Genomic DNA, 20,183 nt, shown 5'->3' with positions numbered 1-20,183 from the left:
GGCCAACTCCGCAGCGGTGACCTCATCACGGGCGCGCAACGGGCGCTGAACGTGGACGGGAGCGTGTGGTTCGGGAACGGGCGCTGGCTCGTGGTCGCCGTGGGACTTTTCGGGGCCTGCTACGGGCTTTTCACATTCGTCCGCTGGATCGTCGGCCTCGTGGAGACCTGGAAGAACAGTTAGTTCTGGGGGCGCTCGTTGAACTGGAGCTTGTGGCCATCGGGAGCGTCGACCGTTGCGTAGGTACCCCAGGGCTCGCGAGTAACGTCGGAGGTCGTCGCACCCCGAGCACGCATTTCTTCAACGGTGGCCGCAACATCGTCGGCGGCGAACGTCAGGAATGCGCCTTCACCGGGCTGTTTTCCGAACGACTCAGCCGAGGCGAGGACGAGGGACGTTTGGGCGTCGGAAGGTTTGACCTCCAACCAACGCGACCCTTCGCCCATATCTGCATCCATGACGACATCGAAACCGAGAACGTCCCGGTAGAACTCCAGAGCGGAGTCCTGATCGCTAACGTAGAGCACGGCCGAGGCTACTGAAGTGATCATGCATCCGATGCTATCGAGGGCCGCTGTGATGCACCACGGGTCGCCAGCCCTGCCCGATAACCGGACTCGGTCAACTCATGCCGAGTCCATGCCGCGCGAACTCGACGACACGCGCCCGCATGACTTCGTGCCTGTGCTCGTCAGTAGCGTCGGGCAGGAGGAAATGCGCGAGCTGCGGCATGGTGTGCGGCCAGCACGCCATACCGATCAGAGTCATGAGCGTCACCGCACGGGCGGCGGCAGGAAGGCAAGACCACAAGTCCGCTCTCGCCTATGATCGTCGCTGACACACCGGACAGAAGTGCGAGGACCGGTTCATCCACTGCTCGCGCACCATCGGCGTCCCGCACCGGTGGCACGGCTCCCCCGTCCGCCCGTAGGCGTTCAACGACCGCGAGAAGTACCCGGACGCCCCGTTGACGTTCACGTACAGGTCGTCGAAGGTCGTCCCGCCGGCCGCCAGGGCGCGCTCCATGACCTCACGGGCGCACTGCAGGACGCGCAGGACGTCCTGCTGCCGCATCGCGCTGGCGCGCTTACGCGGGTGCACGCCGGCGTCCCACAATGCCTCGTCGGCGTAGATGTTCCCGATTCCGGAGACCACCGTCTGGTCCAGCAGCACCCGCTTAATCTCCGAGCGTTTCCGACGGATCGCCCGGGCGGTGTCCACCTCGTCGAAGGACGCGTCGAGCGGGTCCACCGCAATGTGTGGGACGGGGTCACCGTCGGCGAGTTCCCAGCGTCCGAACGTGCGCTGGTCGACGAAGGTCAGCTCCAACGCTCCTCCGTCGACCGTCGCCAGGCGCGAGCGGATCCGCACGTGCGGGGAGACGACCTGCCCCGGTTCCCCGAGCAGCATCTGCCCGGACATGCCCAGGTGCACCAACAGGTTGCCACGACTCCCCAGCTCCAGCCAGAGGTACTTGCCGCGGCGGCAGACCTGCGACACGACCGCCGCGTCCAATCCGGCGACCAGGGCGGACGCTCCCCCGTCCTGTCCGCGCACCGCACGCGGGTGCAGCACCTCGGTGTGCAGGAACGTCGCGTCGAGGATGTGCTCGGCCAGGCCGGCGCGCACGACCTCGACCTCGGGAAGCTCAGGCATGATGGCGGCTCAGGTCAGCTCAGGGCCTTGTAGGCCTCGCGGGCGGCGTGGTGCTCGGCCTCCTTCTTCGTGTGGCCGATACCCCGCCCACGTACCTGGTCACCGATGGTGACGGTGGCGTTGAAGGTCTGGTCGTGGGCGGGGCCGGACGCCTCGGAGGCGTACACGGGGTCGCCGCCGATGCGCAGGTCGCTGAGCTTCTCCAGCAGCACGGTCTTCCAGTCCATGGTCAGACCGGTGGACGGCGCCGTGGTGATGCGCTCGGCGAAGATGCGCAGCACGGCCTCGCGGGCGGTGGCGAAACCGTGGACCAGGTAGATCGCCCCGAGCATCGCCTCCACTGAGTCGGCGAGGATGGAGTGCTTGTCGTTGCCGCCGGTGAGCATCTCACCGCGGCCCAGCAGGATGTTGTCGCCCATGCCGAGTTCGCGCGCCACGTCCGCCAGGGCGTACATGTTGACCACACCGGCACGCATCTTGGAGATGTCGGCCTCCGAGCGCTCCGGGAACTGCACGTAGAGCTGCTCGGCGACGCTGAGACCCAGCACCGCGTCGCCGAGGAACTCCAGGCGCTCGTTGTTGGGGAGGTTGCCGTTCTCGTTGGCGAAGGAGCGGTGCGACAACGCCAGACACAGCATGTCGTCCGGCAGGTCGACCCCCCACGCCTCCTTCAGCGGGCCGTGGTCGGTCTTCGTGAAGGCCGCCTCCAAGGCGGCCTCACCGGTGAGACGACGCTTGCGTGCCATCAGGCGTCCTCCCCCGGCTTCTCGTCATCGTCGTCACTCACGTCGCCGAACTTCTCGGCCAGCGCCGCCCAGCGCGGGTCCACGACCTCTTCCTCGCCGGACACGCCGTCCGGCTCCGGGGTGGCGTCCGAGCAGGTCAGCCCGTAGTCGGCGCAGACCGGGTTGAACGGGAGGTTCAGGCCGGCCTCGTCGAGGAGCAGCTGGGTGACGTCCGCCCGGTCCTTCTCGACCAGGTTCGGCTCGTCGCCTTCCTCGGCGTCCTCCCCGGAGATGAAGTCCGGGGTCATACCGAAGACGTCGCTGACGTGCAGGGAGATCTCGCGTTCGATGGGGCCGAGGCAGCGGGAGCACTGGCCGGTGGCGTGAGCGTACGCGGTGGCGTCGACCAGCAGGGACTCCCCCAGGTTCGTGATGTCGGCGACGACCTCGACCTGCGCGCCCTCGGCGATGCCGAGCATCTCCCCGCCCAGCCGGACGGTCGCCGTACCGGTGGTGGTCACATGGTGGGGCACGCCGACGGACTGGAGCGGCTCACGGACATCGAGGAGGAAAGGATCGTTACTCACACCATGTTTCTACCCTCGCGACGGGGGGTAGTGCGAATCAGTCGCGATAGCCGTCCCGGTACTCCTCGCGCGGAGCCTCCCGGTAGTCGTCGCGGTACTCGCCGCGCGGCTCCCGACGGGCCGGCTCACGTCCCGCCGCGTCCCCGTGGCGTGTGCCGGACACCCCGGCACCCTTGCGCAGCGCCGAGCGGTCGCGCGAGACGGTGCGCAGCGTCCCGGTGAGCGACTCCTCGAACTGGGCCAGGGTGGAGTCCACGTAGTGGTCGCACTCGCGGCGCAGACGGTCGGAGTCGGAGTGGGCGGACTCCACGATGCGGCGGGACTCGTCCTCGGCGACGCGCACGACCTCGGACTCTCCGACCAGGCGCTGCTGCTCGGCGATGCCCTCGTTGACCGAGCGGTCGTAGGACTCGTTGCCGGCGGTGACCAGACGCTCGGCCTCCGCCTCGGCGCGGGTGGTGGTCTGCTCGTACTCGGCACGGGCGTCGGAGACCAGGCGGTCGGCCTCGGACTCGGCGCGGGCCACGGTGGAGTGGGCGCGCTCCTCGGCGTCGGTGACCATGTCCTCGGCCTGGCGGCGTGCCTCCTCGAGGATCCGGTCGCGCTGCGCCTCGGCGTCGCGCACCAGGGTGTCCGCCTCGTCCTCGGCGTTGGCGATGATGCCGTCGCGGTGGTCGAGGACGTCCTGCGCGTCGTCCATCTCCACGGGGATGGCGGTGCGCACCTCGTCGAGAAGGTCCTGGACCTCGCGGCGCGGGACCATGCAGTTGGAGGTCATCGGAACGCCGTACGCCTGGTCAACCATGTTCTGGAGGTCATCGAGGCCCTGGAAAGTCTTGTACATGCGTTCCAGCATGCCAGAAATGGGGCGGACGGTACGGGTGTGACACGCAGACGCCACACCCCCTCGGGTGTCGGCCGGGTGTCAGGCGGGCGTGTCAGGCCCCGTAACGGGCGGTCACCGCGGCGGCGACGTTCTCCGGCAGCAGGCCATTGACGTCCCCGCCGTACTTGGCGACCTCCTTGCAGATCGTCGAGGACACGTAGCCGAACTGAGGGTTGGTCAGCAGGAAGAAGGTCTCCGCCCCGGACAGCCGCTGGTTCATCTGTGCCATCGGCAGCTCGTACTCGTAGTCCAGGGAACTGCGCAGCCCCTTGACCATCGCCGGGATCTTGTTGTCGGTGAGATAGTCCACCAGCAGCCGGTCCCAGGTGTCCACGGTGATCCGCGACGCCTCCGGGGAACCACTGGCGTCCAGTGCCTCACGGATCAACGTCACGCGCTCCTCGGCGGTGAACAGGCCGGACTTGTTCGGGTTGTAGGTCACCAGCACGGTCACCTCGTCGAAGTTGCGCGCGGCGCGCGTGAAGATGTCGAGGTGACCGTTGGTGACGGGGTCGAAGGACCCGGGGCAGCAGACTCGCATGCCGCCGATCCTACCGCTCCGTGTTCTCCCCTACCGGCTGTCCCCTGCTGCGCTTACTCCCCGTCGCCGCGCCAAATGGCCATGTCCATGCGCGCGATGCCGTAGGTGCGCTTCTTGAGCTTCTGGTTGGTCTTCTCGAAACCTTCCGGCCAGCTCACCTCCGCCGAGGCCACGTGCCGCTCGATCACGACGACGGCGTCGCGCATCAGCGTGGGCACCAGGGCTGCGACCATCTCGTCGACGGCCTCGTCGGAGAGGTCGTAGGGCGGGTCGGCGAGCACCATGGTGAAACGGTTGTGCGGCGCGGTGCCCAGGAAGCTGGACGCCTTGGCCTCCACCACGTGCACGTTCGGGTGTCCGACGGTCGCGGCGTTGGCACGGATCGTCTCGCAGGCCTGGTGGTTGTCGTCGACCAGGGTGACCTCGGCGGCGCCGCGCGAACCGGCCTCCAGGCCCAGGGCACCGGAACCGGCGAACAGGTCGAGCACGACCTCGCCCTCGAAGCCGAAGCGGACCTGCAGCGAGGAGAACAGTCCCTCACGCGCCCGGTCGGCGGTGGGACGGGTGACGTCGGCGGGAACCTTGATCTTCCGGCCGCGTGCGGTGCCGGAGATGATGCGTGTCACGGCGGATCAGGCCTCCCCGAGGACGAGGATCAGGTCCCCGCCGTCGACGCGCGCGTAGTCCTCCACGGCCCCACGGCGGACCACGCCGGGCCCCGGGGCGTCCACGGCACTCTCGAGCTTGGTGGCCTCGACCACGGCGAGTCGGTCTCCCGTGGCGACGGTCTGGCCGTCCTCGACGGCGAATCTGACGATCCCGGCAAAGGGGGCGTGAATGTCCATGGTCGCTGATTCTATCGTGCCGGGGTTCGCACCCGCCGCCCAACTCCACTGCCGTCCAACTCCAGCCGACTCCAGCCAACTCCAGCCGACTCCAGCCAGCTCCGGTCAGCTGCGCTCGATGTACTCCTGGTCGCCTTCGGTGAAGTCTGCCGCCAGGGTGCGCGCCAGGGGCTCGTCGTAGGCGACGAGGTCCTCGGCGTAGCGGCGTGCCTCGGCGACGGTCTCGCCGTCCTCGGCGAGGTCGAGCAGCCGGGCCCGCCGGTCCCGGGCACCGGACTGGTGCTCGCCCAGGACGTCGCCCTCGGTGCGGGTACGCAGGTCGAGTTCTGCCAGTGCGAAGCCGTCGGTGGTTGCGGCGACGGCCTCCAGCCGCCGGTAGGACGCCGCGGCGACCGGGGTGGTCTCCTCCGCCTCCGGGTTCACCGTGGTCGTCAGGAAGCACAGGGATTCGGCCGTGCCTCGCCCGACCCGGCCGCGCAGCTGGTGGAGCTGGCTGACGCCGAAGTTCTCGGCGTCCATGATCACCATCACCGTGGCGTCGGGGATGTCGACACCGACCTCGACGACGGTGGTGGATACCAGCACGTCGACCGCGCCGCTGGCCAGCTCGTCCATCACCTCGGCCTTGTCGGTCATGCGTCCGTGCAGCCGGCCGATGCGCAGACCCTGCAGCGGGCCGGCCTCCAACCGGTCGGCCACGTCGTCGACCCCGCCGAACCCCTCGATCTTCGGCACCACCACAAACACTCGGTGCCCGTCGGCGACCTGTTCACGGATCACGGCGAACAGCCGCTCGACCCAGGAGCGTTTCCACATCGGCACCACGTGCGTGTGCACCACGCCACGCCCTGCCGGGGAGGTGTCGAGGGTGCACATCGACAGGTCGCCGAACATGGTCATCGCCACGGTGCGTGGGATCGGTGTGGCGGTCATCACCAGCAGGTGCGGGGTGCGCTCCACCGGGGACTCCTCGCGCAGCTTGTCACGCTGGCGCACGCCGAAGCGGTGCTGCTCGTCGACGACGACCATGCCCAGGTCGTAGAACTCCACGGCGTCCTGGATCACCGCGTGGGTGCCGACCACGATGTCGGTGGTGCCGGAGATGACGTCGAGCAGGGTGTCACGGCGTTCCGACACCGGCTGCGACCCGGTCAGCAACGAGACGGTCACACCCGTGCCCGCCAACAGTCCCGTCAGGGTGCGGTAGTGCTGGGCGGCGAGGACCTCGGTGGGCGCCAGGAAGGCGCACTGGGCGCCGGAGTCCACGACGCGCAGCATCGACAGCAGGGCGACGATCGTCTTGCCCGAGCCCACGTCGCCCTGCAGCAGCATGCTCATCGGCGACTCGGTGCCCATGGCCTGCCCGATGGTGTCCAGGGCCGCCTGCTGGGCCTCGGTGAGTTCGTAGGGCAGAGCGCGCACCAGCGTGGAGTAGCGCGACTCGTCCTCGATCGCCACCACGGCACGCCCGTGGCGGGCGGTGGTGTCGGCCCGACGCAACGCCATGACCAGCTGCAACGCCAGAGCCTCGTTGAACTTCAGCCGGGTGCGGGCGTCCTGCGCGGGTACCTCCGACCCCAGGCCGGACGTCTCCTCCGGGGGACGGTGGATGTCGTGCAGGGCGGTGGCGAAGTCCACCAGCGCCCGGCCCTGCACCGCCGGCCAGCGCGGTGCGCCTGTCGCGTCGGACGGCGCGGGCAGCATGTCGGCGGGCCGTCCCATCGCGTCGAGGACGTGGGCGGTCACCGCCATGACCTCGGCACCGGTGGTCCCGGTGCGCCGCGGATACGTGGGCAGCCACGGCACGGAGAGGATCTCCTGCGCCGCGCGCATGCCCCCGGCGACCTCGACGATGGTCTCCAGCGGGCCGAAGGCGCCGAACGCCGCCTCGTAGGCCTCCCCCTCCAGGGGGCGCCCGTCCGGGCCGGGCCCGGGGTGCAGGGTGATGTAGCTGGGGTTGCGCAGCTGCCACTCCTCGCGGAAGAGCTTGAGTTTGCCCGACAGCATGAGTTTGGCGCCCACGGTGATGAACGGCTGGTGGCTGCGCGCGGCACCGAACAGGGCCGAGGAGAAGTCCTCCCCGTTGACCCGGACACGGAAGGCGAGGATCTCCCGCGGGCCCTTGCGGCCACGGTTGTCCTGCAGCTGCGACCAGGTGACCTCGCCGAGGCAGGTCAGCAGTTCGCCCTCGACGAGGGCGTCCGTCCACACCTCCCCGGCGCTCGCGCCTGGCCCGTCTGTCCCATCTGTCATGGCCCCGGTGCCGCTGGTGTGCACGTAGCTGACCGGGAAGTTCATCAACGCCTGTCCCAGGGTCGACAGCCCGGGTTTGCCCGCGAGTTTGCGGGCGCGCTCGGGCGAGACCACCAGGCTCAAGGGCCGCGGATCATCCCACCCGAGCATTCACTCCACCCCCACCTGCACGCCGGTCCCCAACCCGCGGACGCGGTAGGAGTGCAGTTCCACACCCGGGTGCTCGGCGCGCAGGGACTCGATGGCGGACGCGACGGGGTCGGCGCCCCCTGCGCCGTCCTCCCCCGTCCCGACCTCGCCGTCCTCTCCTGCGAGGTCGTACAGGACGGTGACCAGTTCGCCACCGTCGGCAAGCAGCCCGGTGACCATCGTGGCCACCAGGTCGGCGACGTCGGACCCGTCAGCCCCGTCAGCCCCGTCGGTCTGACGCCAGCGTTGGGCGGACACGGCGTCCGCCATCTCCTCTGCGTTCTCGTCGAGGTCCGCGGTGGGACTGTAGACGGCCATGGCCGCCAGCCCTCCGACGAAGGACTCGGTGTCCACCACGGTGGCCTCCCAGTCCGAGGACGCCAGGCGGCCGAAAAGCTCGGCGGTGTCCTGCCCGTTGGTCAGCACGATGCAGCCGGTGCCACGTCGTTCGAACTCGGCGATCACCGTGGCGGTGTCGCCGGCCGTCGCACCCGCGGTGGCGAACATGCCGCGCAGTCCGCCCTCCGGGACCAGGGCCAGCACCGGTGCGCTCGGACGCTCCTCCTCGGCGGGTTCGACGAGGGGCAGGGCCTCCAGGGACAGGTCGGTGACCTCCCCGGTGGCGAAGGCGAGTTCGATCAGCGGGCCACCGGCGGTGGTGTGCACGTGGACCCGCCAGGTGCCGTCGGACTCGCCGGGCACGATGACCACACTGTTGCCCCGGGTGTTCAGCTCGCCGCGCAGGGTGTCGAGGTGCTCCTCGTCGGCGCGCAGGGTGAACATCACCTCGATCTCGGCCCTGGCGGCGCCCTCCGGCGTCCGCTGCGACGACTGCGCACCACTCTCGTCGGCCTCGTCGGCCGGCCGGGAGCCGTCCTGCGGGGACGCGGTGGTCCGGCCGGCGTCGGCCGGGGTGTCGGCGAAAGCATCGGTGAGCGCGTCGACGAGAGCGTCGAGGATGACCACCAGTCCCCTGCCACCGGCGTCGACGACCCCGGCAGACGCCAGGGCGGGCAGCTGCGCGGTGGTCTCGGTGAGGGCCTCGGCCGCGGCGTCGCGCGCGGCGCAGGCGATGTCCACCGCACTGACCTCCGAGGCGTCCTGCCCGGTGCCCTCACGCTCGGCGACGATCGCCGAGGACGCCTCCGCCGCGGCGTGCAGCACCGAGATGATCGTGCCCTCCACCGGGGCGGACACCGCCCGACGCACGAGCTTCTCCGCCCGGTGCAGCATCCCGGGGATCGCACCGGCCGACAGGGCGTCCTTGCCCGAGGCGGCGGCGGAGTCCGCCAACGCCCGCAGGAACTGGCTCAGCACCAGCCCGGAGTTGCCGCGGGCACCGGTGACCGCACCGGCGGCCAGCGAGGCCGCGACGTCCGCCACACTCGTCGCGGCGACGGCCTGCGACCCGGCCCGACCATGGTCCTGGTGCATGCGGTCGACGGCCGAACCCATCGTGGCGGTCATGTTCGACCCGGTGTCGGAGTCCGGGATGGGGAACACGTTGAGTTCGTTGATCTCGTCCTTGTGCTCCGCCAGGCCCGCGGCGGCCTGCTCCGCCCAGCTGGCGACGTGTGCCCCGGTCAGCATGCCTGCTCCTGACCGGACAGGTCCCAGTCCACCGGGTCCGCACCCTGCTCGGCGAGCAGGTCGTTCGCGCGGGTGAACGGGCGCGAGCCGAAGAACCCGCGGTAGGCCGCCAGCGGCGACGGGTGCGGCGACAGGATGCAGCGATCGCGCCCCACGACGTCGGCCATGTCCTGGGCCTGACGACCCCACAGCACCGCCACGAGCGGACGGGACGCCAGACTGCGCACCACCGCCGCGGTGATCTCCTCCCAGCCCTGGCCGCGGTGACTGTTCGCCGACCCCGCGCGCATGGTCAGCACCCGGTTGAGCAGCATCACCCCGGCGTTCGTCCACGGCGACAGGTCCGCCGTACGCGGCCGCGGCAGCCCCAGGTCCGACTCGTACTCGGTGAAGATGTTCACCAGCGACTTCGGCACCGGTGAGGTGTCCGCCGTCGAGGAGAACGACAGGCCCACCGCGTGCCCCGGGGTGGGGTACGGGTCCTGGCCGAGGATCAGCACCCGTGTGCCGGTCGCCGGACCCGCCAGCGCGCGGAAGATGTTCTGCGGCGCCGGCTGGACGTCCTCGCCCTCGGCGATACGCCCGGCGGTCCACTGCGCCATCGACTCCAGCGCGCCGGCCCGCAGGCCGGACGCGGCGAGCTCGTTGCGCCACGACGGGTGCACCGTCGCCAGGATGCGACCCGCCAGCTCGTCCTGCGGCTCGCCTGTACCTGTGCCTGTACCTGTACCCGTGTCAGCCAAGGGAGTCCCAGCCTCCCGTGTAGATCGGCGGCTGGCCGTCGACCGTCACCCGCGGCAGGTCGGACCCGCCGGACACCTCGTGCACCACACCCAGCCTGCGGTAGCCCGCCGGCACGTCCTTCGCCGTGGTGCCCACCAACGTGTGGTCCTCCCCACCGGTGAGCACCCACTGCCACGGGTCCACGCCGAGAACCTCACCGGCGTAGTAGAGCTGCGCGTCCGGCGTCAACGACGCCCCGTCCAGGTCCAGCTGCACGCCGGAACGCTCCGCCAGGGTCGTCAGGTCGCGCAGCAGCCCGTCGGAGTTGTCCGTCATCGACGACACCCCCGCCGCCCTGGCCACCGAACCACGGCCCACGACCAGCTCCGGGGCGCAGTGACGGCGCACCAGGTCCTGCAGCACGGCGTTGTCCGGCACCGCCTCACGCGAACCGAAGTACCGCAGGATCGCCTCACCGGCCGCAGAATGCCCGATGACCCCGCTGGCGATCACCTCGTGGCCGGGCTCCGCCCCCGTGATCGTCATCGCCGGGTCCGGGCCGGCCAGCACACCGACCGCCGTGACCGAGACCACCAGCTGTGTGGAGGACACCACGTCGCCACCGACAAGTTCCACCGCCCAGGGTGCGGCGGTCTCCCCGATACCGCGGGCGATCTCCGAGACCATCTCCAGCTCCAGGTCCGGCGGGGTGGCCAGCGACATCAGCACCGCCGTCGGACGTCCGCCCATCGCCTGGATGTCGGCGAAGTTCTGCGTCACCGCCTTGGCACCAACCTCGAAGGGGGTGGACCAGTCGAAACGGAAGTGCACGCCCTGCACCAGCACGTCCGTGGTCGCCAGGTGCCGGGAGTTCGGCGGGGCCGGGTCCAGCACGGCGGCGTCGTCACCGTTGATCTCGCTGGGCGCCGCCTCACGGATGGCGGCGATCGTCGCCGCCTCACCGGCCTGCGCCACGGTGAGCTTGCCGGAGGTGTCTGCCGTCATCGGTCTCCTCGAATCATCACACACCGTGGGTGACACGACTGCCGGAACGGTTCACCGGCCCCGGCGGTCGGGTCCTGCACCCGCGGGGCCGTAGAATCATCCGCATGTCTTCACGGTCTAAGGTCACCGATCAGGGTAGCAGCACCTCCGGACACGGAATGCCACGACGCAGCGGTGTCGCCCTCGCCCTGCTGATCGCGGTGGTGTTCGTGGTCTTCGTCCTCGTCGGAGCGAAGATCCTCGTGGACCGCAGCGTCTACACCCTCGTCGCCATGGGCCCGGTCGACGCGCCGGACGCCGACAGCTCCGCCTGCGCCGACATCACCGGCGACCTGCCCGACCGCATCGGCGACTACCGCGACGTCGGGGTCGCCGACCCCGCCCCCGAGGGGTCCGCCGGCTACCGCGACAGCGGCGGCACCGAGCTCTCCCTGCGCTGCGGGGTCGGCGCCCCCGCCCAGTACACCGAACTCAGCTCCACCGAGGAGTCCGGCGGCGAACAGTGGCTGCCCATCGCCGACGCCACCCCGGGATCCGGGCTGACCACCTGGTACGCCGTGGGGCACTCCCCCGTGGTCGCCGTGACCACCGACGGCCGGCTCACCGCCGCCGACCTCTCCGGTGTCGGCGAGTCGATCAGCGCCCACGGCGACGACACCGACGCCCCCACCCCCGGCGACGTACCGCTGGCCGGGCTCGCCGAGCAGGACGACGCCGACGCCGCGTCCTGCACCGCCCTCGAGGACGCCCTGCCCGATTCCCTCGGCGAGTACCGTCGCATGGGATCCGGGGAACCGGAGGGCTCGCTGGTGTGGGTCGCCGAGGCCCGCGAACCGGTGGTGCTGCGCTGTGGCGTGGAGCTGCCCGACAGCTACGAGGCCGGCGCACAGCTGACGCAGATCGACGAGGTGCCGTGGTTCCAGGACACCGCGCTGGCCGAGGGGTCCACCGCCGGAGTCTGGTACGCGCTGGGCTACGCCGAGACCGTGGCGGTCTCGCTGCCGCTGGACGCGGGCAACAGTGTGCTCACCGCGGTGTCCGAGGCCATCGACGGGCATCTGGAGCGCACCGCCGAGCGCTAGGCCGGGCGCTCCTCTCGACCACATGTCATCTCAGTCATGCCCCAGGCCAGATCCCGGCGGTTTTCTGCCCTGGGGCATGACTCAGATGACAGTGCCCCCCTCTGCCCCCTCTGCCCCCTCTGCCCCCCTGCGACCCGGCGACCCGGCGACGACGCTAGTGGCGTGCCGCCCCGCGCTACCCGGGCCTACCCCGCCAGGGCGTGAGCGATGAGGATGTCCAGCAGGTCGGTGTACTCCACCCCGCTGGCGGCGAACATCTTCGGGTACATGCTGATCGGGGTGAACCCCGGCATGGTGTTGGGCTCGTTGAGCACCGGACCGTCCGGCGTGACGAAGAAGTCCACGCGCGCCAGGCCCGAGCAGCCCAGGGCGCGGAAGGTCTCCACCGCCAGACGGCGCACCTCGGCGACCTGCTCGTCGGGCAGCGGCGCGGGGATCTCGTAGGTGATGATGTCGTCGAGGTACTTGGTGTCGAAACCGTAGAAGCCCTCCGGCCCGTCACCGGTGCCCATCAGCATCGACGGGTAGGACGCCTGGATCGTGCCGTCCGGGTACTGCAGCACACCGCACTCCACCTCCGGTCCCTGCAGCATGGACTCCACGAGCACCTTGTCGTCGGCGGCCAGCGCGGTCTCCAGGGCAGCCGGGAAGTCGGCCCAGTCGTCGACCTTCGAGATGCCGATCGACGAGCCGCCGCGTGCCGGCTTCACGAACACCGGCAGCCCCAGGGCGTCCTGCTCCTCGGGCGTGAGGACGCGCCGCTCGGTGACGACGACCTCGTCGCCGACGGGCACGCCGGCGTGGCGGGCGACGGCCTTGGTGTACTGCTTGTCCATGCACGCCGCGGAGGCGAACACGCCGTTGCCCACGTAGGGCACGTGGGCGAGCTCGAACAGGCCCTGGACGGTGCCGTCCTCGCCGTTGACCCCGTGCAGGACGGGGAAGACCACGTCCACCTCAGCGTAGAGGGAACCGTCGCCGAAGCGCAGCTGCCCGCCGCGGCGTCCTCCCCGGCCTCCCCTGCCGCCGAGGTCGAAGTTCACCGAACGGCCGCCGGTGACCTCCGGCAGTTCCCGGTCGTGGACGCTCAGGGCGTCCAGGTCAGTGGTTCCCTTGACCCACACGCCGTCGCGCGTGATGCCGACCGGCACGATGTCGTAACGGTCGGGGTCGAGGTGGGCCATCACCGCACCGGCGGAGATGCAGGACACGCTGTGTTCGGTGTTCTGACCTCCGTAGACAACGGCAACGGTGGTTTTCGCCTGGTTCGTGGGGGTATTCACGGGGACCAAGTGTAGCGCCCGGGGCGGCCCCGGCGGTCACTCGGCTTTCTTCGTGCGTCCCATCAGGTCGCGGATGGCGGTCGGCACGTCCCCGCCGTGGTGGCAGACCCGCACGACCTGGCGGGTGATCGGCATCTCCACCCCGTGTGCCTCGGCGAGCTCGGCGACGGACATGCTGGAGATCACGCCCTCGGCGACCTGTCCCTTCGTCGCACCGGAGGCCTGGTCCAGGGACTCGCCCATGCCGAGGCGCTCGCCGAAGGTGCGGTTGCGCGACAGCGGGGAGTTGCAGGTGGCCACCAGGTCGCCCATGCCCGCCAGGCCGGCCATGGAGCGTTCCTGGCCGCCGAGGGCCACGGTCAGGCGGGTGATCTCGGCGAGCCCGCGGGTGATCACGGTGGCGATGGTGTTGTGCCCCATGCCCATGCCGGCGGCCATGCCGCAGGCCAGGGCGATGACGTTCTTGCACGTGCCGCCGACCTCGCAGCCGATGACGTCGTCGTTGGTGTAGGGGCGGAAGTAGGCGGTGGCCAGGGCGGACTGCACCAGCCGGGCGCGGCGGTCGTCGGTGCAGGCCACCACGCTGGCGGCGGGTTGCTGGCGGGCGACCTCCACGGCCAGGTTCGGCCCCGAGAGAACCGCCACGCGTGAGGCGTCGACCTCGGCGACCTCGGCGATGACCTCGCTCATCCGTCGTCCGGTGGAGTGCTCGATGCCCTTGGCGAGGCTGACCAGCGTCGCGTCGGACGGGATGAGGTCCCGCCACTGCTCCAGGTTGGCGCGCAGCGACTGCGAAGGGACGCCGAGGAAGACGACGTCGGCGCCGTCCAGCGCCTCGGCGGCGTCGGTGGTCGCGCCGATCGAGGACGGCAGGACGGTGTCCGGCAGGTAGGTACCGTTGGTGTGGTCCCGGTTGATCTCCTCGGCGATCTCCGGGCGACGGGCCCACAGCGTGACCGCCGGACGTGCCGCCGAGCCGGTCGGTGCCGAGCGCGCACCTGCCTCGGTGTCCGCGCAGACCTTGGCCACCGTCGTCCCCCAGGAGCCGGAGCCCATCACCGCTACGCGAACCATATCTGCCGTGCTCCTCTGTGTCGTGGGTGGCGGTCGCCGTCATCGGGTGGTGTCGCCTTATGCCGGGGACTTCCCGACTACGTGCCCCACACCGGTCACCGCTAATGTGGGTGAGAGGAAGAGATTCCGCCGTATCTGCTCCCCAACATTGAACCATGACGCACCCGGTCCGTGGTGACGGCACGACCGGACCGGTGCGCTCGGGAAGGCGTCACCCTTGATCAGCCACACCGGCACCGGAGACCTGTCCACCTCGCTGGCTTCGAGAAACCTCGAGGACGACTCCCCCGCCGCCCCCGTCACCGGTCACGTCGCCCGGATCGGCAGCACCCCCGCCGACGAGTTCGAGCGCCCCGTCTTCGCCGCCGGTGCGGTGCTGTGGCGGCGCACGGTGCCCCAGGGCCCGGGTGCCCCGGAGACCGCCGGCAGCGCGGAGGGGCAGGACGCGATCGAGATCGCGGTGATCCACCGTCCCCACTACGACGACTGGTCGCTGCCGAAGGGCAAGGTCGACCCCGGCGAGAACCTGGTGGAGACCGCCACCCGTGAGATCGCCGAGGAGACCGGCTACTCCCCCACCCTGGGCTGGCTGCTGGGCCATGTGCACTACCCGCTGGGCAACAAGACGAAGGTGGTCTACTACTGGACCGCCGAGGTCACCGGCGGCGACTTCAAGGACAACAACGAGGTCGACGAGCTGCACTGGCTCTCCCCGGAGGACGCGAAGGCGAAGGTCAGTTACGACGCCGACCGCGACGTGATCGGTGCTGCGCTGGAGGTCCTGGCGTTGGGCTGCACCCGACGGGTGCTCTACGTGCGCCACGCCAAGGCGATGTCGCGGGACAACTGGAAGCAGGACGACAACCTGCGACCGCTGACGAAGAAGGGCTACCTGCAGGCCACCTCCCTGCCGGCGGTGCTGGAGGGTTACCGTCCGCGCACGGTGTCCTCGGCCACCCCCGAGCGCTGCCGCGCCACGGTGGAGCCCACGGCCGCCTGGTTGAACCTGGACATCGAGACGGACGTGAACCTCGGCGACGCCGCCCTGGCGCACTCCCCTCGTACCGTGATGGAGGCCCTGGTCAGGGCGAGTTCCGCGCCGGTGAGCGTGGTGTGCGCCCAGGGTGAGATCATCCCGGCGGTCGTCTCCGGGCTGGCGCAGGACGCCGGCTTCGAGGTCGAGGACCTGCATGCCAAGAAGGCCAGCGTGTGGGTGCTGCACTTCGGGCAGGGCGACACGCTGCTGGGCGCGGACTACCTGGCGTCCCCGCTGCCGGTGCGCTGAGGCTGCACCGCTTCAGTCCTGCTCAGCCCTGCAGCAGGATCTCCCAGCTCACGCCGAAGCGGTCCACCCCGCGGCGGGTGTGACCGTCCAGCCCCAGTTCACGGCCGAGCACCTCGGCCTGCACCGGGGTGTCGCAGTACACCCGGAAACTCACCGCGTCGGTGAAGGTGAAGGGCTGTTCGGTGGCCGAGTCCATCATCGAGAACCAGGTCCCGAGCAGTCGCACGTCGGCGAACATCACCGAGCCGGCGACCGCGGGGCCGTTGTCCTGCGGGTAGGTGACCATGGTGCCGGTTCCGGTGCCTCCGGCCCCGTCAGGACCGAAGACCTCGGCGAACACCCCGGTCCACAGCTCGCGCGCCTCACCGGCCCGGTTCTGTGCTTCCCCGCCGAAGAGGAAGGACGGGATCAACGCCGGGCGTGGGGCCCCGGCCGGATCGGTGAGCATGACCTGCCAGCTCATCCCGTACCTGTCGAGCACCCAGCCGTAGCGGGCGCTGAAGGGGTACTCGTCCAAGGGCATGAGTACGGCCTGGGCGTCCTCGGCGAGTCCCTCCCAGATGGTGTCGAGGACCGCGCGTGCGCGCGCCTGCGCCGCCTGCTGCGCCTCCGGGGTGGCGTCCGGTGACCAGCCGAAGAACGACGGGTCGACGTTGACCATCATGTTGGTCGCAGGAGAGATCCCCTCGGCGCCGGAGGTATCGGCGGCGTCGGCGGCGTCGGTGAGGTGCAGTCGCATGCCGGCGACGAAAAGGTCCACGCCCTCGTCGGTGGCCGTGCCCCCGGTCGCCCCGAGTTCCAGGCCCGCCTCCTCGAAGGGGCGGAAGACGTCGGTGTAGAACCGGGCCGCCCCGACGACCCCGTGGTCGCCGACCTGCAGGCGCAACCGCGGGACGATGCGCTGGTGGTTGCCGGTGGTGTGCTGGGTCATGCCCTCCGAGGGTACGACATCTCAGCCGATCAGCGGCTTGAATCCGGGGCGGGTGGCCTCGAAGTCGCTGATCGCCGCCTCGTCCTGCAGGGTGATGCCGATGTCGTCGAGGCCGTTGAGCAGCCGCCAGCGGGTGTCGTCGTCGACCTCGAAGGCGAAGACGTGCTCTCCCAGGCTGGCGGTGCGCGCCTGCAGGTCCACGGTGATCTCCACACCGGGGCGCTGCTCGATGAGCTTCCAGATCAGCTCGATGTCCTCGGCGGTCATCGTGGCGGCGAGCAGCCCGTTCTTGGCGGTGTTGCCGCGGAAGATGTCGCCGAAGCGTGGGGAGAACACCACGCGGAACCCGTAGTCGAGTAGCGCCCACACGGCGTGCTCGCGGGAGGAGCCGGTACCGAAGTCGGGTCCGGCGACGAGCACCGAGGAGGCCACGAACGGCTCCTGGTTGAGGACGAACTCCGGGTCACGGCGCCAGGACTTGAACAGCCCGGACTCGTAGCCGGTCTTGGTGACCAGCTTGAGGTACTCGGCGGGCACGATCTGGTCGGTGTCCACGTTCGAGCGGCGCAGCGGGCAGGCCACGCCGGTGTGGGTGCTGAACTTCTCCATGGTGCGCTTACGCTCCCTTCTCGAGGTTCTCGGACGCTCCGGACGCTTCAGGCAGGTCGGCGGGGCTGGCGAGGTGGCCGAGCACCGCCGTCGCCGCGGCGACGGGCGGGGAGACCAGGTGGGTACGTCCTCCCTTGCCCTGGCGTCCTTCGAAGTTGCGGTTGGAGGTGGACGCGGAGCGTTCGCCGGGGGCGAGCTGGTCGGGGTTCATGCCCAGGCACATCGAGCAGCCGGCGGTGCGCCACTCCGCCCCGGCGTCGAGGAAGACCTTGTCCAGTCCCTCCTGCTCGGCCTGGGTCTTCACCGCGGTGGAGGACGGCACGACCATCATCTGCACCGACGGGTCCACGCGGCGTCCGCGCAGCACGTCGGCGGCGGCGCGCAGGTCCTCGATGCGGCTGTTGGTGCAGGAGCCGAGGAAGACGGTGTCGATGCCGATCTCGCGCAGCGGGGTGCCCTGCTCCAGGCCCATGTACTCGATGGCGGACTCGGCGGCGATGCGCTCGGTCTCGTCGGTGATGTCCTCCAGGTACGGCACCGCGGCGTCCAGCGGCAGGCCTTGGCCAGGGTTGGTGCCCCAGGTGACGAACGGGGTCAGCGCGGCACCGTCGATCTCGACGACGGTGTCGTAGGACGCCCCGTCGTCGGTGGGCAGCGAGCGCCAGTAGGCGACGGCGTCGTCCCAATCCTGGCCGGTGGGCGCGTAGCGGCGTCCCTTGAGGTAGTCGAAGGTGACCTCGTCGGGGGCGATCATGCCGGCGCGGGCGCCGGCCTCGATGCTCATGTTGCACATCGTGAGCCGCCCCTCCATGGACAGCTTCCTGATGGCCTCGCCGCGGTACTCGATGATGTGGCCCTGGGCGCCGCCCGTGCCGATCTTGGCGATGATCGCCAGGATCAGGTCCTTGGCGGTGACCCCGGGACGCAGTTCCCCGGAGACCTCGATGGCCATGGTCTTGAACGGTGCCAGCGGGAGGGTCTGGGTGGCGAGCACGTGCTCGACCTCGCTGGTGCCGATGCCCATGCCGATGGAGCCGAAGGCACCGTGGGTGGAGGTGTGCGAGTCGCCGCAGACGATGGTCATGCCCGGCTGGCTGGCGCCGAGCTGCGGGCCGACAGTGTGCACGATGCCCTGCTCGCCGTCGCCCATGGAGTGCAGGACGACCCCGTACTCCTCGCAGTTCCTGCGCAACGTCTCGACCTGCAGGCGTGAGACCTTGTCCTCGATCTCGAGAAGGTTGCCGGAGTGCACGCCCAGGGTGGGCACGTTGTGGTCCTCGGTACCCAGGGTGAGGTCGGGCCGGCGCAGCGGCCGGTTGTTCTGCCGCAGTCCGTCGAAGGCCTGGGGGCTGGTGACCTCGTGGATGAGGTGCAGGTCGATGAACAGCAGGTCGCGCCCACCGTTCTCCCCCCTGGTCACGACGTGGGCGTCCCACACCTTCTGTGCGAGGGTGCGCGGGGCGTGCGTGGTGGTGTCGTCTGGGTGCGTCTGCCGGGTCACAGCATTCACAGTTCTCTCCTCGTGCTTGCTCGCTGCAGTCGTCCGGAGGTTCCGGTCGTCGCCCGCCCGTCACTGCGGGGCAACCTGGAAGTTCCACTGGTTGGAATGTATAGTATCAGATCATGGGAAACCCCTTCGTCACCGAGACGCCCTCACCCACGCCTACTGCGGCGACCGCGACCACCAGCGGTATCCAGGTCCTCGACCGTGCCCTGCTCATCCTGGGCATCGTCGCACGGCGCCCGCACAGCCTCTCCGAACTGTGCGAGACCACGGGCCTGCCCCGCGCCACGGCGCACCGCATCGCCGTCGCGTTGGAGAAGCACCGCATGGTCACGCGGCTGGAGGACGGCCAGTGGACCGCCGGACCGGCACTGGCCGAGCTGGCACCGAAGTCCTCGACCCGTCTGGACGAGGCGGCCGAGCACGTGCTGCCCGACCTGGTGGAGCGCACCGGCGAGGCCGTGCAGATCTACAAGCTCTCGGGCCACGAGCGCGTGTGCATCGCCACGGCGGAACCGCGCCAGGGCCTGCGGGACACGGTACCAGTGGGCAACCGGCTGACCCTCACCGCAGGCTCCGCGGCGAAGGTGCTCGTCGCCTACTCCCCCAAGGTCTTCCAGGACGACGTGCTGACCTCGGCCCACTACACCGCCGAGGACCTGGAACTGGTGCGCGCCGGCCAGATCGCCGAGTCCGTGGGCGAGCGCGACGCCGCCCTGGCCAGCGTGTCTGTACCGGTGCGGGACGCCTCGGGCGTCATCGCCGCCCTGTCGATCTCCGGGCCGGCCGAGCGCATGGGCCCCTCGCCCGCCGCCCGCCACCGCGAGGCCCTGCAGCACAGCGCCGCCGAGCTGGAGCACTACCTGCGTTGATCGGGAGATGATGGCCTGGGGGTGATACGGGGCGGTCTGGGGCGGCTCCCATGCCCGTGTTTCCGATATAGCCTGCGCAATGCGCAGGGGTGTCCTACGCTGACACGGACAATACCGCCGTGCCTCACACCGGCACCAACGAATGGAGACCCATCATCCTCGGTAGCTTCGGAATCAACGAACTCGCCGTCATCGTCCTGGCCGTCGCGTTCATCGCGGTCGTCGTCTGGGCCGTGGTGAAGGTCATCAAGTACCTCTCCTGACGGTCCCACAACCCCGCGCTACGGGTGGCCTTCTGAAAGCAGACCAACAATAGCGTGAGGTATCAGCGACGGGCCGGGTACCCGACCCCGGACATACGAAAAGCCCGGTCACGAAGACCGGGCATTTCGACTACTACTTTGTACCCCGTACGGGATTTGAACCCGTGTTACCGGCGTGAGAGGCCAGCGTCCTAGGCCGCTAGACGAACGGGGCAGGAACTAACGTATGTCGTCCAGCAGGGCACCGTGGCCGCGCTGTGCAACGGGGAGAACTATATAT

At 70.0% G+C, this 20,183-nt stretch carries 21 protein-coding genes, 1 tRNA gene and 1 pseudogene; 5 read left to right on the top strand and 18 right to left on the bottom strand.

What is annotated here, in order from left to right; translation table 11 throughout:
- A pseudogene (locus ACT3S3_RS05710) lies at positions 1-183 on the top strand (hypothetical protein); the annotation flags it as partial.
- Here the strand turns inward: ACT3S3_RS05710 and ACT3S3_RS05705 are convergent.
- From ACT3S3_RS05705 to ACT3S3_RS05650, 12 genes are all read right to left on the bottom strand, one after another.
- Positions 180-551: a VOC family protein gene (locus tag ACT3S3_RS05705; RefSeq protein ID WP_301441847.1), complete on the bottom strand. Its 372-nt coding sequence runs from the start codon at positions 549-551 to the stop codon at positions 180-182. The pseudogene ACT3S3_RS05710 and the gene ACT3S3_RS05705 overlap by 4 nt on opposite strands.
- Before the next feature lie 271 nt (positions 552-822).
- Positions 823-1,656: a bifunctional DNA-formamidopyrimidine glycosylase/DNA-(apurinic or apyrimidinic site) lyase gene (gene mutM, locus ACT3S3_RS05700; RefSeq protein WP_301441848.1), complete on the bottom strand. Its 834-nt coding sequence runs from the start codon at positions 1,654-1,656 to the stop codon at positions 823-825.
- A gap of 14 nt (positions 1,657-1,670) precedes the next feature.
- Entirely contained in the window at positions 1,671-2,402 is a 732-nt protein-coding gene (rnc, locus tag ACT3S3_RS05695; RefSeq protein WP_301441849.1) for a ribonuclease III, read from the bottom strand.
- Positions 2,402-2,968: a YceD family protein gene (locus ACT3S3_RS05690; RefSeq protein WP_441578851.1), complete on the bottom strand. Its 567-nt coding sequence runs from the start codon at positions 2,966-2,968 to the stop codon at positions 2,402-2,404. Before ACT3S3_RS05690 ends, rnc begins: the two co-directional genes overlap by 1 nt.
- A gap of 37 nt (positions 2,969-3,005) precedes the next feature.
- Entirely contained in the window at positions 3,006-3,812 is an 807-nt protein-coding gene (locus ACT3S3_RS05685; RefSeq protein ID WP_301441851.1) for an ATP synthase F0 subunit B, read from the bottom strand.
- Positions 3,813-3,906: 94 nt separating this feature from the next.
- Positions 3,907-4,395, bottom strand: coding sequence for a pantetheine-phosphate adenylyltransferase (gene coaD / locus ACT3S3_RS05680; RefSeq protein ID WP_301441852.1), 489 nt, complete (start codon positions 4,393-4,395; stop codon positions 3,907-3,909).
- 53 nt (positions 4,396-4,448) lie between these two features.
- Entirely contained in the window at positions 4,449-5,021 is a 573-nt protein-coding gene (locus ACT3S3_RS05675; RefSeq protein ID WP_301441853.1) for an RsmD family RNA methyltransferase, read from the bottom strand.
- Between the two features lie 6 nt (positions 5,022-5,027).
- Complete coding sequence (locus ACT3S3_RS05670; protein ID WP_301441854.1) at positions 5,028-5,240, bottom strand: biotin/lipoyl-containing protein; 213 nt, start codon at positions 5,238-5,240, stop codon at positions 5,028-5,030.
- Positions 5,241-5,345: 105 nt separating this feature from the next.
- The gene (locus tag ACT3S3_RS05665; protein ID WP_301441855.1) at positions 5,346-7,643 is read right to left on the bottom strand and encodes an ATP-dependent DNA helicase RecG; all 2,298 of its coding nucleotides are present in this window, start codon (positions 7,641-7,643) and stop codon (positions 5,346-5,348) included.
- Positions 7,644-9,272, bottom strand: coding sequence for a DAK2 domain-containing protein (locus ACT3S3_RS05660; RefSeq protein WP_301441856.1), 1,629 nt, complete (start codon positions 9,270-9,272; stop codon positions 7,644-7,646).
- The gene (locus ACT3S3_RS05655; RefSeq protein WP_444626428.1) at positions 9,266-10,015 is read right to left on the bottom strand and encodes a uracil-DNA glycosylase; all 750 of its coding nucleotides are present in this window, start codon (positions 10,013-10,015) and stop codon (positions 9,266-9,268) included. The genes ACT3S3_RS05660 and ACT3S3_RS05655 overlap by 7 nt, the downstream gene beginning before the upstream one ends.
- The gene (locus ACT3S3_RS05650) at positions 10,008-11,000 is read right to left on the bottom strand and encodes a thiamine-phosphate kinase (RefSeq protein ID WP_301441858.1); all 993 of its coding nucleotides are present in this window, start codon (positions 10,998-11,000) and stop codon (positions 10,008-10,010) included. The genes ACT3S3_RS05655 and ACT3S3_RS05650 overlap by 8 nt, the downstream gene beginning before the upstream one ends.
- A gap of 104 nt (positions 11,001-11,104) precedes the next feature.
- On the opposite strand from ACT3S3_RS05650, the gene ACT3S3_RS05645 reads away from it, so the two are divergent.
- A complete protein-coding gene (locus ACT3S3_RS05645) occupies positions 11,105-12,082 on the top strand; it encodes a DUF3515 domain-containing protein (protein WP_301441859.1) in 978 nt (325 codons plus the stop codon).
- A 185-nt stretch (positions 12,083-12,267) separates the two neighbouring features.
- Here the strand turns inward: ACT3S3_RS05645 and ACT3S3_RS05640 are convergent, their stop codons facing one another.
- Both ACT3S3_RS05640 and ACT3S3_RS05635 read right to left on the bottom strand, forming a co-directional pair.
- Positions 12,268-13,365, bottom strand: a complete 1,098-nt coding sequence (locus tag ACT3S3_RS05640; protein WP_301444182.1) for a D-alanine--D-alanine ligase family protein — start codon at positions 13,363-13,365, stop codon at positions 12,268-12,270.
- A gap of 36 nt (positions 13,366-13,401) precedes the next feature.
- A complete protein-coding gene (locus ACT3S3_RS05635; protein WP_301444183.1) occupies positions 13,402-14,439 on the bottom strand; it encodes an NAD(P)H-dependent glycerol-3-phosphate dehydrogenase in 1,038 nt (345 codons plus the stop codon).
- 217 nt (positions 14,440-14,656) lie between these two features.
- Between ACT3S3_RS05635 and ACT3S3_RS05630 the strand changes: the two genes are divergently transcribed.
- Positions 14,657-15,724: an NUDIX hydrolase gene (locus ACT3S3_RS05630; RefSeq protein ID WP_444626426.1), complete on the top strand. Its 1,068-nt coding sequence runs from the start codon at positions 14,657-14,659 to the stop codon at positions 15,722-15,724.
- Between the two features lie 22 nt (positions 15,725-15,746).
- On the opposite strand, the gene ACT3S3_RS05625 is transcribed toward ACT3S3_RS05630, so the two are convergent.
- Genes ACT3S3_RS05625 through leuC form a run of 3 tightly spaced genes read right to left on the bottom strand, consistent with a single transcriptional unit; the run spans position 15,747 to position 18,774 of the window.
- On the bottom strand, positions 15,747-16,655 hold the full coding sequence (locus ACT3S3_RS05625) for a VOC family protein (RefSeq protein WP_301443717.1): 909 nt from the start codon (positions 16,653-16,655) through the stop codon (positions 15,747-15,749).
- A 21-nt stretch (positions 16,656-16,676) separates the two neighbouring features.
- Complete coding sequence (gene leuD, locus ACT3S3_RS05620; RefSeq protein WP_301443718.1) at positions 16,677-17,264, bottom strand: 3-isopropylmalate dehydratase small subunit; 588 nt, start codon at positions 17,262-17,264, stop codon at positions 16,677-16,679.
- 7 nt (positions 17,265-17,271) lie between these two features.
- Positions 17,272-18,774 carry a 3-isopropylmalate dehydratase large subunit gene (gene leuC / locus ACT3S3_RS05615; RefSeq protein ID WP_441582069.1) on the bottom strand — a complete coding sequence of 501 codons (1,503 nt, stop codon included), beginning with the start codon at positions 18,772-18,774 and terminating at the stop codon, positions 17,272-17,274.
- Positions 18,775-18,887: 113 nt separating this feature from the next.
- Between leuC and ACT3S3_RS05610 the strand changes: the two genes are divergently transcribed.
- Together ACT3S3_RS05610 and ACT3S3_RS05605 are read left to right on the top strand one after the other, a co-directional pair.
- The gene (locus tag ACT3S3_RS05610) at positions 18,888-19,640 is read left to right on the top strand and encodes an IclR family transcriptional regulator (RefSeq protein WP_301443719.1); all 753 of its coding nucleotides are present in this window, start codon (positions 18,888-18,890) and stop codon (positions 19,638-19,640) included.
- A 119-nt stretch (positions 19,641-19,759) separates the two neighbouring features.
- Positions 19,760-19,903, top strand: coding sequence for a hypothetical protein (locus ACT3S3_RS05605; protein ID WP_301443720.1), 144 nt, complete (start codon positions 19,760-19,762; stop codon positions 19,901-19,903).
- Between the two features lie 141 nt (positions 19,904-20,044).
- Here ACT3S3_RS05605 and ACT3S3_RS05600 read toward each other — a convergent pair.
- Positions 20,045-20,117 (bottom strand) — tRNA-Glu (locus tag ACT3S3_RS05600).
- Positions 20,118-20,183: the final 66 nt, after the last annotated feature.

It is taken from the genome of Corynebacterium sp. AOP40-4SA-5 (genome assembly GCF_052377355.1).
In the GTDB taxonomy this organism is placed as follows: domain Bacteria; phylum Actinomycetota; class Actinomycetes; order Mycobacteriales; family Mycobacteriaceae; genus Corynebacterium.
Note: the sequence above shows the minus strand (reverse complement) of the source record. Positions and strands in the feature narration are given on the sequence as shown.

Coding starts and splice junctions, on each gene's coding strand:
- ACT3S3_RS05625 (WP_301443717.1), bottom strand. CDS start 16,655: ATGACCCAGCACACCACCGGCAACCACCAGCGCATCGTCCCGCGGTTG.
- ACT3S3_RS05685 (WP_301441851.1), bottom strand. CDS start 3,812: ATGTACAAGACTTTCCAGGGCCTCGATGACCTCCAGAACATGGTTGAC.
- ACT3S3_RS05635 (WP_301444183.1), bottom strand. CDS start 14,439: ATGGTTCGCGTAGCGGTGATGGGCTCCGGCTCCTGGGGGACGACGGTG.
- rnc (WP_301441849.1), bottom strand. CDS start 2,402: ATGGCACGCAAGCGTCGTCTCACCGGTGAGGCCGCCTTGGAGGCGGCC.
- ACT3S3_RS05610 (WP_301443719.1), top strand. CDS start 18,888: ATGGGAAACCCCTTCGTCACCGAGACGCCCTCACCCACGCCTACTGCG.
- ACT3S3_RS05645 (WP_301441859.1), top strand. CDS start 11,105: ATGTCTTCACGGTCTAAGGTCACCGATCAGGGTAGCAGCACCTCCGGA.
- leuD (WP_301443718.1), bottom strand. CDS start 17,264: ATGGAGAAGTTCAGCACCCACACCGGCGTGGCCTGCCCGCTGCGCCGC.
- ACT3S3_RS05665 (WP_301441855.1), bottom strand. CDS start 7,643: ATGCTCGGGTGGGATGATCCGCGGCCCTTGAGCCTGGTGGTCTCGCCC.
- ACT3S3_RS05705 (WP_301441847.1), bottom strand. CDS start 551: ATGATCACTTCAGTAGCCTCGGCCGTGCTCTACGTTAGCGATCAGGAC.
- mutM (WP_301441848.1), bottom strand. CDS start 1,656: ATGCCTGAGCTTCCCGAGGTCGAGGTCGTGCGCGCCGGCCTGGCCGAG.
- ACT3S3_RS05650 (WP_301441858.1), bottom strand. CDS start 11,000: ATGACGGCAGACACCTCCGGCAAGCTCACCGTGGCGCAGGCCGGTGAG.
- coaD (WP_301441852.1), bottom strand. CDS start 4,395: ATGCGAGTCTGCTGCCCCGGGTCCTTCGACCCCGTCACCAACGGTCAC.
- ACT3S3_RS05670 (WP_301441854.1), bottom strand. CDS start 5,240: ATGGACATTCACGCCCCCTTTGCCGGGATCGTCAGATTCGCCGTCGAG.
- ACT3S3_RS05660 (WP_301441856.1), bottom strand. CDS start 9,272: ATGCTGACCGGGGCACACGTCGCCAGCTGGGCGGAGCAGGCCGCCGCG.